Origin of the sequence: Streptomyces sp. HNM0645, from assembly GCF_030056615.1 — a bacterium.
In the GTDB taxonomy this organism is placed as follows: Bacteria; Actinomycetota; Actinomycetes; order Streptomycetales; family Streptomycetaceae; genus Streptomyces; species Streptomyces marianii.
The window spans coordinates 1-12942 of record NZ_JASHLT010000036.1; the positions used below are offsets into that span (position 1 = coordinate 1).

The following is a 12942-nucleotide window of genomic DNA, read 5'->3' on the forward strand; positions in this document are numbered from 1 at the left end:
CCAGAGCGCCAACCAGATCCAGGTCCTCACCGTCGAGGACCCCGCCGCCGGACGCGACGAGATGTACTGCTTCGAGGCCAACTCCACCAGCGGCCACCTCACCCTCGAACTCCCCCGCGTGTTCGCCATCGGCACCGGCGACCACCCCGTCAGCGCGGACCTCACCGCCAACGGCGAGACCACCACCGTCACCATCCCCGAAGACGGCTTCGAATCCGTCGGCGAAGGCACCGTCGGCGGACCCCGGTCCGTCCTCGTCGAACTCCGCGTCACCGGCTGACGTCCGATCCACGTGCTGAAGGATTCCATCGTGTCTGCAAGTCGCATCCGCGCCGCCGTCGTGGCGGGCACCGTCACGGCCCTGACGGCCGGCAGTGTCCTCTCCGCCACGCCCGTCCACGCCGTCGCCGGCACCCCTGCCGCGGGCAACGCCTACGCGTTCACCGCGAAGATCGAGATCGGTGACAGCGAGGACACCAAGCGTGCGTGCTCCGGTGTGCTGGTGAACCCCCGCTGGGTCGTCACCGCCGCCTCCTGCTTCACCGGCGGCCTGACCGAGCTCGCCGCTGGCAAGCCCGCCGAGAAGACCGTCGCCACGATCGGCCGCACCGACCTGACCCGGACCACGGTCGGGGCCACCCGGAACGCGGTCGCGCTCGTCCCGCACCCCGACCGGGACCTTGTCATGGTGAAGCTGGCGACCGGTGTCGCCGGTGTGAAGCCGGTCGCGCTGGCCGCCACGCCGGTGACGGCAGGCGAAAGCGTTCAGGCGGCCGGGTTCGGCCGTACGAAGACGACCTGGGTCCCTGACACGCTGCACACCGCGCCGTTCACCGCGGTCGGCGACAGCTCGGCGAACGTCGCTCTGACCGCCACGGGTGAGGCGACCATCTGCCAGGGAGACGCCGGCGGCCCCGTCCTGCGGCAAGCGGGCGGCACCCCGGAACTGGTCGCCGTCACCAGCCGGTCGTGGCAGGGCGGCTGCCTCGGCACACCGTCGACGGAGACCCGTACGGGAGCCGTCGCGACCCGTGTGGACGACGTGCGTGCGTGGATCACGAGCACGGCGTTCGCCGCTCCGGGCGACATGACGGGCGACAACAAGCCCGACCTCGTGGCGGTCGACAACCTCGGCAAGCTGCGCCTCTACCCCGGTACGGGCACCGGCGCCCTCGGCTCGCCCACCTTCATCGGGTCCGGTGGATGGTCGGGTGCCTCCGTGACGCACCGCGGTGACTGGACCGGGGACGCCATGGAGGACATCGTCGCCATCGTCGGTGGGGAGCTGCGCGTCTACCCCAACCGCGGCGACGGCTCGCTCGCCGCTCCGATCAAGATCGGCAGCGGCCTGCCCACCACCTCCAAGCTCGTCGGCGTCGGCGACGTCACCCGTGACGGACAGCCCGACCTCGTCATCTCGTACAACGACAAGCTGTACCGGTACGACGGCGTCAGCGGCCCGGCCCCGTCCGTCGCCGCCCCCGTCCTCATCGGCACCAGCGGTTGGAACGTCATGACCCTGACCGCGCCCGGCGACGCCGACAAGGACGGCCGGGTCGATCTGCTCGCCCGGGACACCCGTGACGGAGTCCTGTACCACTACCTCGGGCGGTCCAACGGAACGTTCGGCTCGCGGACCGAGTACGGGCACGGGTACACCGTGACCAACCGGCCCCTGATCGCCGGCGCCTCCGACGCCAACCTCGACGGCGTCGCCGACATGTGGACCACCGCGGGTGACGGCACCCTGTGGTTCTACAAGGGTGGGACGTCGATCCACGGCCCGATCGACGGCCCGAGCACCAAGGTCGGCAGCCGCTCCTGGGACACCATCCGCTCCATCAGCTGACCTGCGACGTCCCTGCTGCGGCCTCTTCGACGCCGGCCGGCCGGTCGCACGTCGCGGTCACAGCGGGGACTTCTCCCGCGTCGCCGACACGTACGACCACGAGAAGCGACTGACCGATCGAGGACCCCGGCGGCGCCCGGCCACCGGGGTCCCGCGTTTCAGGCGGAGCCGGGCCCGTCGCGCGCGGCCGCCTCGGCGAAGGCCGTGAAGGCGGCCGGGGTGAGGGTGAGGTGGGGGCCGTCGGGGACCTCGGAGCCGCGGACGGCGACGAGGCGGGGGGCTTCGGCGATCTCGATGCAGGTCCGCCCGTGTCACCGCTGCGGCCGGACTTGCGCCAGGCGGCGGCGCCGCGTGTCTGCTCGGCGGAGCGGCGATGAGTTCCGGCCGCGGCGGTGGTCCCACCTCCGAACGCTTTTCTGCGGAAGGGGACCGATGAGCGGCCTGCGCGAGACCCTCATGAGACACGTCGACGACGGATCGGTGCCGGGCGCCGTGGGCCTGGTGGCGCGCGGCGACCGGGTGGAGGTGGCGGCCGTCGGGTCAGCCGACGTCGACGGCAGCGCCCCGATGGCCAGGGATTCGATCTTCCGGATCGCTTCGGTGACCAAGCCGCTCGTCGCCGCGGCGGTGATGCTGCTGGTCGACGAGGGCCGGCTCGCGCTGGACGACGCGGTCGCTCCGTGGCTGCCGGAGCTGGCGGCGCCCGTGGTCGTCCGTACGCCGTCCGGTCCCGTCGACGACGTCGTCCCGGCGGCCAGGCCCGTCACCGTGTTCGACCTGCTCAGCTCCTGCGCCGGATACGGGTTCCCGTCCGACTTCTCGCTGCCGGCGCTCGCCCCGCTGTTCAGCGAGCTGAAGCAGGGACCGCCGCAGCCGCAGAGCGTTCCGGCGCCGGACGCCTGGATGGCGGCACTGGCCCGGATCCCGCTGCTGCACCAGCCCGGCGAGACTTGGCTGTACAACACCTGCTCCGACATCCAGGGCGTACTGGTCTCCCGGGTCACGGGGCGCCCGCTGCCCGAGTTCCTGGCCGAGCGCTTGTTCGAACCGCTCGGGATGGCCGACACCGGATTCGCCGTTCCGGCGAGCGAACTGGACCGCTTCACCAGCCACTACCGGCCCGACGAGCCCGGCGGGCTCGTACTCGTCGACGGCACCGACGCGCACGGGCAGTGGAGCAGCGTGCCCGCGTTCCCGTCCGGCGCCGGCGGCCTGGTCTCGACGGTCGACGACTGGTGTGCCTTCGGCCGGATGCTGCTCGCCGAAGGCACTTTCGCGGGACGCCGACTGCTGTCCCCCGAGTCCGTACGGCGGATGACCGGCGACCGGCTGACCGAGGCCCAGCGCGAGGCGAGCGATCTGTTCCTGGAGGGCCAGAGCTGGGGCTTCGGCGGGGCGGTCGACATCGAGACCATCCAGCCGTGGAACGTGCCCGGCCGCTACGGCTGGGTCGGCGGCACCGGCACCGCCGCGCACATCGTCCCGGCCACCGGCACGGTGAGCGTCGTGTTCAGCCAGGTGGCGATGACCGGGCCGACGCCGCCCCCGCTGATGAGGGACTTCTGGCGGTACGCGGCCGCCTGCTGACGGTCACGACCGAATGGCGCGCCGGCCGCGGTCGGGGGATGCTGGCTGAGCGCGACGATCCACCCGGGGAGGCGCCGCATCGGCGTCTTCCCGGGCCCGCCCGGACGTGCGGCGCCGGGCGTGGTGCGGGCGCGCGGGTCGCGGTCGCTGTGGGTCAGGGGGCCTGCGGCAGGGGACGTCCGCGGAGCCGTGGCATCCCGCCGGGGACCACGCCGTGGTCGGTGGAGGCCGGTCCGGAACGCGTATCCCGCCCGGGAGTTCGGACCTGGGATACGTTTCCCGTATGTCTGAACAGCAATGGAACGCCGTGGACGCCTACTTGACCGACCTGCTGGTTCCCGAGGACGACGCCCTGAGGTCCGCCGTGGCCGCGAGCGACGCGGCCGGCCTGCCACAGATCGCAGTCGCGCCCATCCAGGGCAAGCTGCTGCACCTGCTGGCCCTCACCCAGGGCGCGACCAGGATCCTCGAGATCGGCACGCTCGGGGGTTACAGCACCATCTGGCTCGGCCGGGCACTGCCCGCCGACGGACAGCTCGTCTCGCTCGAGTACAGCGCAGCGCACGCGGACGTGGCCCGCGCCAACCTCGCCCGCGCGGCGCTCGACAAGAACGTCGAGGTACGGGTCGGTCCCGCGCTCGACAGCCTCGCCGCGCTGGAGGCCGAGGGCACCGCCCCGTTCGACTTCTTCTTCATCGACGCCGACAAGGCCAACAACCCCCACTACGTGGAGTGGGCGGTGAAGCTGTCCCGCCCGGGCAGCGTCATCGTCGTCGACAATGTCGTACGCGGCGGCTCGGTCCTCGACGCGACGAGCGAGGACCCGGCGATCGTGGGCACCCGCCGGATGTTCGAGGTCGTCTCCGAGCACCCGCGGCTCACGGCGACCGCCGTCCAGACGGTGGGTGCGCGCGGGTACGACGGCCTCCTGCTGGCCCGCGTCACGGGCTGAGCCCCGGCAGGGCCACGCCCGGCGGGGGCGGCGGGCGCACGGTGCGCCACCTCCGCCGGGTCGGGACGCCGGGCGGCCCGTGCCCGCTCTATCCTGCACCCCATGAGTGTCGTGAAGATCAATGTGCTGACCGTCCCGGCCGAACAGCGCGAGGCCCTGGAGAAGCGGTTCGCCGCTCGTGCGGGGGCCGTGGAGTCCTCGGACGGCTTCGAGTGGTTCGAACTGCTCCGCCCGCTGGAGGGCACCGACGACTACCTCGTCTACACCCGCTGGCGCAGCGAGGAGGACTTCCAGAACTGGATGTCCGGCCCCATGCAGGCGGCCCACCGCGGCGAGGGCGGCGGGGGCGAACGCCCGAAGCCTGCCGCGACGGGCTCGACCCTGTGGTCCTTCGAGGTGGTCCAGCAGGCCGAGCCGAAGCAGGGCTGAACGAACACCGGCAGCCCGGCCCACCGCGGCCGTCCAGGGCCGGTCCTCGCGGCCGGCCCTGACGACGCGACCGGCGGGTTCCGTGGGCGCCGGAGCAGATGGTGAACACGGTGACGCACCATCACGTTCCGTCGGTCACACACACGTTCGCACCTCGTGATCAGGCGGATAGGCTCACCAAGCCGGCAGTCGGCACCTGGGAGTTGACCGGCTCCCAGTTCAGGGGGTGAGCTTTCTCTTGCAGCAAATCCACATACGTTTCAGACGGGGGACGGGGAGAGCCGGGCGGGCGAGACGCGGGCTGCTCACAGGCCTGTTGTCGGTCGCGTTCACCGTGGGACTCATCGGTCCGGCGCCCGTGCGGGCCTCCGCCGCGGACACCGGAACGACCAGCACCGTACAGGCCGTCACGACAGACCGGATGCGCGTGCTGCGCTTCTGGAAGATCGGCGGTCCGGGGGTCAAGGCCGCCGCTGAAGTGGCATTGGCGGGCAACGACCAGGATGTACAGCGGTTCCTGACGGAACTGAGCACGACCTCGCTCCAGGACGACCGCGTAGCGGCGGCCCAAGTGGCGAGCGTGGGTGGCGGGAACACGATCGAAGCCGCCCGGAAGGCGCTGAGCGGCTCCCCCGAGGCTCTTCGCACCTTCCTCGACTTCGGCTGGCGGGTGCCGCTGGAGCAGGACGAACGTGTTCGCGTCGCCCAGATCATGGACAGTGGCGGCCCCGGTGTGGTCGAGGCCGGACGCGCGGCGCTCAACGGCACCCCCGAGGACGTCAGGAAGTTCCTGACCGAGGGGCAGTACACGCAGCGCGAGCAGGACGAGCGGGTCCAGGTGGCCCGGATCCTCAGCACGGGAGGCCCCGCGGTGCGCGCGGCCGGTCAGCTCGCGCTGAAGGGGACGCCTGCCGACATCCGGGAGTTCCTGGAGATCGGCCAGCACGTGGCCCGGTCACGTGACCAGGAGTACCTGACGGTCGCGCAGCTCGCCGCGCTGGCCAAGGAGGCAGGGCGCCAGGCGGCGGCCGAGACGGCTGCCGCCAAGGAGACCTCGAAGCGTGCCGTCGAGGCCTCGAAGCTCGCCAAGGAGGCCGCCCTGAGGGCCGCCGACGAGGCGGAGAAGACCAAGAACGACGCCAACAAGGCCGCCGGAGCGGCGGCCCGGGCGGCAACCGCCGCCGGGCAGGCCGCGGCTGCCGCCCAGAAGGCCATCGACTCGGCCCGCGCCGCCAACAACTCCGCACGGGTGGCCGCGAACGCCGCCGCCCAGGCAGCGGCCGCGGCGGCGGGTGCGGCTCGGGCCGCGTCCCGGGCCCGCGGCGCCGCAGCAGCGGCAGCCACCGACGCCGGAAACGCCGCCGCGGCGCGCAAGGCCGCCGACGACGCCGACGCGGCCGCCAAGGGAGCCGAGGACGGCGCTGCCGCGGCCGCGCAGGCCGAGATCGCCGCGAACGCCGCCGGTGATGCCGCGCTCGCCGCCGCTGGAGCGGGTCTCAACTCCGCCGCTGCCGCCGACGCGGCCGTCCAGGCCGGCAGCTACGCGAACCAGAGCGACGCACGCGCCGCCCAGGCCCGTGCCGCGGCGGCGCAGGCGCGCCGTCACGCCAACGAGGCTTCCCGCGCCGCCAATGCCGCCGTGGCGCTGGCCCGGAAGGCGGCCAAGGCGGCGGGCGAGTCGAGGGCAGCCGCGACATCGGCTGCCAAGCACGCCCGGGAGGCCGCGAAGGCCGCTCGCGAGGCGGCCGAGAACGCCGGGCAGGCCGCCACCGCCGCGGCCAAGTCCACGGCCCACGCCAAGGCTGCCCAGCAGGCCGCCGACGAGGCCTCCCGATACGTGGAGAAGGCCAGGGCCACCTTCGCGATCGCACGCGAGGTCGAGGCGGCGGAGATCCTCGCCCGCACCAACGCGGGGATCGAGCGGGCCCGCGACCTCAAGGAGCGCCGGCAGGCCAGCAAGGCGGAGCAGTCCGAGGTCGCGAAGAAGGCGCAGGAGCGCGCGGCCGAGGCGCAGCGCCTGGCGGCCGAGGCAGGCCTGCCGGACGCCGACACGCAGTCGGTGGTCGGCAAGGGCCGCAGGCTCGCCGTGCTCACGATGCAGGACGGCGGCCCGTGGAGCCGGGCCGCGGCACAGGCCGCGGTCGCCGGCGCCGACGAGTACGTTCTCGACTACGTCCGTACCAGGTGGAAGGAGGCCGCGGAGCAGGACGCCCGTGACCGGGTCGCCCTGCTCTCCACCGACAGCCCGCTGCAGGCGGTCCGCGACGCCGCGGACGAGGCCCTCAAGGGCGATGCGGCCACGGTGTCCGCGTTCCTCGCTTCGGGTCAGTACCAGGCGGGACGCCAGGACTACCGCATTCGCACGGCACAGATCATCTCCGGCGGCGGTCCGGTCCTGCGGGAGGCCGGGCGGGCCGCTCTCGCCGAGAACACCCTGGAGGCGTTCCGCGAGTTCCTCGGCGAGGGCCAGTACACGGCCCGGAGCCAGGACGAGCGGGTCCGCGCCGCACAGCTGATCTCCGTGGGAGGCGACGAGGTCGAGTCGGGGGCGCGGATCGCCCTCGAGGGCCCGCCCGACCTGCTGCACGAGTTCATCCAGTCCGGGCAGTACACCGCCCAGCGCAAGGACATGCTGACGGCCACCCATGTCGCGCAGGTCCGGAAGCTGATCGCGGAGTCGGCCAGGACGGCGGCCCTCGCCCAGCAGGAGGCTGCGGAGGCCAACCGGGTCGCCGCGCTGGCACGCAAGGCCGCGGAGGATGCCAAGCGGTACGCCGATGCCGCGAAGGCCTCGGCGCAGTCGGCGAAGAACCACGCCGCGGACGCCGACAAGTCGGCCGACGCGGCGGAGGCGTCGGCCGCACAGGCCGCCGCGTCGGCGAAGACCGCGCGGGACGCCGCCGCCTCGGCACAGCGTTCGGCGACCGAGGCGGCCGCTTCGGCCGCTGACGCGACCCTCTCCTCCGAGATGGCGCACGCCTCCGCCGCCACCGCATGGGCCGAGGCAGACAAGGCCCGCGCGTCGGCCACGGCCGCGGGCAAGGACGCCGCGGCGGCCCTGGAGGCCAGCAAGAGCGCGTTCTCGACCGCCGCGGCCAAGCTCAAGGCCGAGGCGGAACAGCAGCGCACCGAACTGAGGCGGCAGCAGAACGAGACCGGTTTCCAGCGCATGCAGCGCTGCGGACTGCTGGACTGTCCTCCGGAGAACGATCCGTTCCACTGCGACAAGAAGCCCCCGAGCGACCCCTTCTGTCTCTCGCTCGCCATGTCGAAGAAGCTGGCGCCCTACGCGGAGGCGATGTTCGAGCTGGGCAAGGCCATCATCGGCCTCGACCAGCTCGAGGAGTGCATCGACTACGACCTGTGGGCCTGCGCGGAGTTGATGCGCGACGTCACCATCTCCAGCAAGCTGCGCCTGCTCAAGGGCACGTACGAGACCCTCCGCGCGGTCGAGCGGATCATCGTCTGCGAGACCTGCTTCCTCGCCGGCACAAAGGTGCTCATGGCGGACGGCGGGAAGCGGAACATCGAGCGGATCCGTCTCGGGGAGAAGGTCCTCGCGACCGACCCGGTCTCCGGGAAGTCGGGCCCGCGCAAGGTCACGCGGCTGATCGTCACCGAGCACGACAAGCACTTCAACACGCTGACGATCAGGACCGGGCAGGGGGCCGCGAAGCTCACCGCCACCTTCGAGCACCCGTTCTGGAGCCCTTCGAAGAAGCAGTGGGTCAGGGCCGCCGACCTGCGCCCCGGCACGACCCTGCTGAGCAGTGACGGCACCACCGTGGCCGTGACGGCGAACCGCGCCTACTCCCGACAGGCCAGGACGTACAACCTCACGGTCGACGACCTGCACACGTACTACGTACTCGCAGGCAGTACGCCGGTTCTCGTGCACAACGCCGGATGCAAGCACGTCGCACTCGGCCGGACGGAGACCCCGGACAATCCGTTCTCCCTCGAGGAGTTCGCGATGGAGCACGGTGCCGACATGTACAAGCACTGGCCCGACGGCAAGCAGTGGTACAACCACGTGAAGGACTTCCTGGCCAAGGACTCGACGGCACGCATCTCCTTCAACCTGGACGGCATCGACGACCCGGTGGAAGCCGCGGCGCGGGGGAAGTCGGTCGACCCCGCCAACGACTTCGAAGGCCTCACGGACTGGGAGCTGCACCAGATCAGCCGGTCTCCCGACGCATGGGCCAGGATCACCTGGTACAAGGGAGGAAAGAAGGTTGACAATCCGTTCAAGAAGTGACGATGCCGACCCCTCCGTGGTTTTCGCCTCCGCACGGAGGTTCAGGGTCTGGCGATACGGAGTCGGCCACTCACAGCTGCTGCTCCGTTCGGCTCCGGACCCCTCGAACCCGGAACGTCTGGACCTCCTCTTCGAAGGGGTGGAAGCCATACAACTGGTCACCCGCTACGAAGCCCTGGAGCTCCACACGCTCGACGAAGCGAAGAGTGGGCACATCTTCGAGATGTCCGGGGTGCCCGCCCGCTTGAGGTCGGAGCGGCTCGTCCTCGGTCTCCGGTCCAGGAGCGGTGCGGGCTACGTGCAGTGCCTGAAGGTGTCCGCTCTCCTGGGCGGCACGAACGTCATCGGGCCCGACGATCCGTCCGAGTCCGTCGACGTCATCTGGAGTCTGCACAGCTGATTTTCCTGCTCCACGAGGGGTCCGCCGGTTCGCCGGCGGGCCCCCGACGCACCTGACGGGCGGGGCCGACTTCCTCCCTGCGCGAGCCGAGGGGTGCCGGGGAGCCCCCCTTGGCGTGATGTTCCGCCGGGGACCCTGTCGCGGGCGCACGGCGCATCAGGCGCGGCTGCCCGGCTCCGTCGGCCGGAGCGGGCCGGGACGGGAAGCCGCCGCGGTCCTCACTCCCCCGGTGCCGGGTCGCCCGCCGGGGCGGTCGACTGCCAGGCGGCGAAGAGGGGGAGCCGGCCGGAGACGTCGAGGACGACGACGCCGAAGGGCCGGTCGTAGGCGAGCCGGAGGGTCCGGTCGGGACGCGGCACGCCGCCCGCGCGGGAGAGGACCGCCGTCACGGCCGCCGCCTCCACACCGAGTTCCGCGATCTTGAGGACGGCCTCCTGGACGACCATCGAGATCGCCAGTCGCTCGGGCGACAGTCCGGAGAAGTCGGCGAGCGACGAGGTCGCCTGCCGGACGCCCAGCGCGGGCAGTTGGGGCGTGACGTCCGTCGTCGTCCGCAGGGCGAGACGGGGCACTGCGAGGGCGACGGCCTCCGCCTCGACGGGTGCGCACGCCTCGCGCGGCGCCCACGCCGCGGGCAGCACGTCGGCGGGGCCCGCGCCCGGCGCGCCGAGGACGAGCCGGACCACCGCGCCCGCCGCGCCCTCGCAGCGCAGCTGGGCAACCTGGGCCGGGCCCGTGGTCCACGCGTCGCCGGGGGCCAGCCGCCGGTGCATCGTCGGCACCCGGTGGACCGTCCCCGAGGCGTCCGTGAACGGCGCGTGCCGGGTCGCGTGGCCTTGGAAGGGCGTCTGCCAACGGGCCTTCAGCGCGAGGGCGTTGACCAGGGCCAGGAGCGTGTCGGGCGGTATGGGGACCGGCAGCCTGTCGATCTGCCCGCCGGTCGCCTGCTTCACCCAGTCGTCGATGTCGTCCCGGCCGTCGCCGAGATGGGCGAATCCGATGCCGGGGAGCGCCTCGCGGTAGGCCCGGTACACCGGGACCTTGCTCCATACCCGGGTGGCGACGGCCAGCGCGTCCGTGCCGGCGAGCTCCCGGGCCGCGGAGGTGACGGCCGTGGCCGCATCGCCACCGGCCGCGCCGAGCAGCGCACGCAGCTCCTCGGCGGTGCCGCCGCGCGCGCCCGCCGCCACGGCACCGAGCGCGAGCCACAGCCCGGCGGGCGAGCAGACGAAGTCGCCCCGCCCGCCGAACTGCCGCAACCACCGTTCCCCGACGGCCTGGACGGCTCTCGCGTGTCCGGGGTACGGGCCCGGCCGGAGCGGTGGGCCGGGTGTCGCACCCGCTCGTTCCGTACTCGCCGTGTCGTCCACCGCAACCGCCCCCCGTCACCCGCTTCTTCCGCTTCCGGGTGCAGTGTGCCAGGAGCCCGACCGGCCGTGCCGGACGAGGCCCTGCGCGGGCGCGGGCGGCCGGCGTCGTCGGACGGGGAACGGGCGCATCCGGCACGGCCGCCGGGACCCGGCGAACGCGGAACGGGCGCGCCCGGCACGGCCGGCCGGACCCCCCATGGTGAACGGGCGCCCGGCACGGCCGGCCGGGTTGCCTCAGATGAGGCCCTGGGCGAGCATGGCGTCCGCGACCTGTTCGAAGCCGGCGATGTTCGCCCCCGCCACGTAGTCGCCGGGCCTGCCGTAGCGGGCCGCCGTCTCGTACGCCGTGTCGTGGATGGCGCGCATGACCTGGGCCAGTTCCTCCTCCACACGGGGCGCCGACCAGTTGTCCCGGGCCGCGTTCTGCCGCATCTCGAGCGCGCTGGTGGCCACGCCGCCCGCGTTCGCCGCCTTCCCCGGGCCGAAGGCGACTCCGGCGTCGCGGAGGACGCGCACCGCCGCGGGGGTGGTGGGCATGTTCGCCCCCTCGGACACGGCCTTGACGCCGTTGCGCACGAGGGCCGCCGCGTCGTCGGCGGTCAGTTCGTTCTGCGTGGCGGACGGGAGTGCCACATCGGTGGGCACCTCCCAGACACTGCCGCCGGGCACGTACCGCGCGGACGCGCCGCGGCGGATCGCGTAGTCGCTCACCCGGCCGCGCTCGGCCTCCTTGATGTGCTTGAGGAGGGGCAGGTCGATGCCCTTGTCGTCGACGACGTACCCGGCAGAGTCGGAGACGGTGCGGACGTGCGCCCCCAGCTCCTGTGCCTTCTCCACGGTGTAGAGGGCCACGTTTCCGGAACCGGAGACGCTGACCTGCTGGCCGGCGAGCTGCTCCCCGCGCACCTTCAGCATCTCGGCGGTGAAGAGCACGTTGCCGTAGCCGGTGGCCTCGGGGCGGACGTGGGAACCGCCCCAAGCGGTGCCCTTGCCGGTCAGCACGCCCGCCTCCCAGCGGTTGGTGATGCGCCGGTACTGGCCGAAGAGGAAGCCGATCTCCCGGCCACCGACACCGATGTCGCCGGCGGGCACGTCGGTGTGCTCACCGAGGTGCCGGTGCAGTTCGGTCATGAACGACTGGCAGAAGCGCATCACTTCGGCGTCGGAGCGGCCTCGCGGGTCGAAGTCGCTGCCGCCCTTGCCGGCGCCGATGCCCAGGCCGGTCAGCGCGTTCTTGAAGATCTGCTCGAAGGCGAGGAACTTCACGATCCCCAGGTTGACGGACGGGTGGAAGCGCAGGCCGCCCTTGTAGGGGCCGAGGGCGCTGTTGAACTCCACCCGGAAGCCGCGGTTGACGTGGATCTCGCCGCGGTCGTCCTGCCAGGGCACCCGGAAGATGAGCTGCCGTTCCGGCTCCGCCATGCGCTCGATCATCCTGGCCTCGCGGAGTTCGGGCCGGCTGTCGAGCACGGGCCCCAGTGTCTCCAGCACTTCGTGGACGGCCTGGTGGAACTCGGGCTCGCCGGGGTTGCGGTGCCGGATGTCCGCTTCGAGGTCGTCGAGGGAGACGGTGGCGCTGGAGGAGATGGAGGGCATCGATCGGGATCCTTCTCGTCGGCGGGACTGGTGCTGTGCGGTGCCGTGAGGGTGCGCCGCGCGGGCCGGGTCGCTGGTCCTGTGTGCTTCCCGGCCGTGCGGCGCAGACGGTCAACGGCGCGGAGGGGACCGGGGACACGTACCGGCTGATTCCGGGCGCGGACGGCGGACACGCACCGGCCCGCCACGTGGGGCGACCGGGGACACGCACCGGCCCGCCACGTGCGGCGACCGGGGACACCTACCGGCCCGTTCCGGGCGCGGACCGGTGTCGTGCCAGCCGGTCGGAGGACGTGTGTCGGCCATGGGTACAGATACGGAAGCGGGGCCCGATATCGTCGATCATGGTGCCGCTCGATTTCGCGCCCTCCGCCAGGCACGTGCGTCGGGCCGTGCTCCCGGACCCGGCCGGGCGCACAAGCCTCTCGACGCCGCGGGCCGGGAAACAAGCCGGCGACAGCCGACCGAGCGCCGCCCGGTGCCCGCCGGCGACCGGCG

Annotated in this window: 10 protein-coding genes; 7 read left to right on the forward strand and 3 right to left on the reverse strand. The window is 72.8% G+C overall.

Annotated features, from left to right (window positions below):
- Together QMZ92_RS23470 and QMZ92_RS23475 are read left to right on the forward strand one after the other, a co-directional pair.
- Positions 1-280 (forward strand): hypothetical protein (locus tag QMZ92_RS23470; protein WP_283299399.1); only part of this gene is annotated, 280 nt, incomplete at its 5' end.
- Between the two features lie 30 nt (positions 281-310).
- Positions 311-1849 carry a trypsin-like serine protease gene (locus tag QMZ92_RS23475; protein WP_283299400.1) on the forward strand — a complete coding sequence of 513 codons (1539 nt, stop codon included), beginning with the start codon at positions 311-313 and terminating at the stop codon, positions 1847-1849.
- A gap of 158 nt (positions 1850-2007) precedes the next feature.
- Here QMZ92_RS23475 and QMZ92_RS36085 read toward each other — a convergent pair whose 3' ends face one another.
- Positions 2008-2145 carry a DUF397 domain-containing protein gene (locus tag QMZ92_RS36085; RefSeq protein WP_349307753.1) on the reverse strand — a complete coding sequence of 46 codons (138 nt, stop codon included), beginning with the start codon at positions 2143-2145 and terminating at the stop codon, positions 2008-2010.
- Positions 2146-2281: 136 nt separating this feature from the next.
- Between QMZ92_RS36085 and QMZ92_RS23480 the strand changes: the two genes are divergently transcribed.
- The 5 genes from QMZ92_RS23480 to QMZ92_RS23500 all read left to right on the forward strand — a co-directional run bounded on the left by QMZ92_RS23480 (position 2282) and on the right by QMZ92_RS23500 (position 9478).
- Positions 2282-3436: a serine hydrolase domain-containing protein gene (locus tag QMZ92_RS23480; protein ID WP_283299401.1), complete on the forward strand. Its 1155-nt coding sequence runs from the start codon at positions 2282-2284 to the stop codon at positions 3434-3436.
- A 283-nt stretch (positions 3437-3719) separates the two neighbouring features.
- Positions 3720-4388: an O-methyltransferase gene (locus tag QMZ92_RS23485; protein WP_283299403.1), complete on the forward strand. Its 669-nt coding sequence runs from the start codon at positions 3720-3722 to the stop codon at positions 4386-4388.
- Positions 4389-4490: 102 nt separating this feature from the next.
- Entirely contained in the window at positions 4491-4817 is a 327-nt protein-coding gene (locus QMZ92_RS23490; RefSeq protein ID WP_283299404.1) for an antibiotic biosynthesis monooxygenase family protein, read from the forward strand.
- A 334-nt stretch (positions 4818-5151) separates the two neighbouring features.
- Positions 5152-9078: a polymorphic toxin-type HINT domain-containing protein gene (locus QMZ92_RS23495; RefSeq protein WP_283299405.1), complete on the forward strand. Its 3927-nt coding sequence runs from the start codon at positions 5152-5154 to the stop codon at positions 9076-9078.
- Between the two features lie 139 nt (positions 9079-9217).
- On the forward strand, positions 9218-9478 hold the full coding sequence (locus QMZ92_RS23500) for a hypothetical protein (protein ID WP_283299406.1): 261 nt from the start codon (positions 9218-9220) through the stop codon (positions 9476-9478).
- 218 nt (positions 9479-9696) lie between these two features.
- On the opposite strand, the gene QMZ92_RS23505 is transcribed toward QMZ92_RS23500, so the two are convergent.
- Positions 9697-10737 carry a serpin family protein gene (locus QMZ92_RS23505; protein WP_349307752.1) on the reverse strand — a complete coding sequence of 347 codons (1041 nt, stop codon included), beginning with the start codon at positions 10735-10737 and terminating at the stop codon, positions 9697-9699.
- Between the two features lie 345 nt (positions 10738-11082).
- Positions 11083-12444, reverse strand: a complete 1362-nt coding sequence (gene gdhA / locus QMZ92_RS23510) for an NADP-specific glutamate dehydrogenase (RefSeq protein ID WP_283299410.1) — start codon at positions 12442-12444, stop codon at positions 11083-11085.
- Positions 12445-12942: the final 498 nt, after the last annotated feature.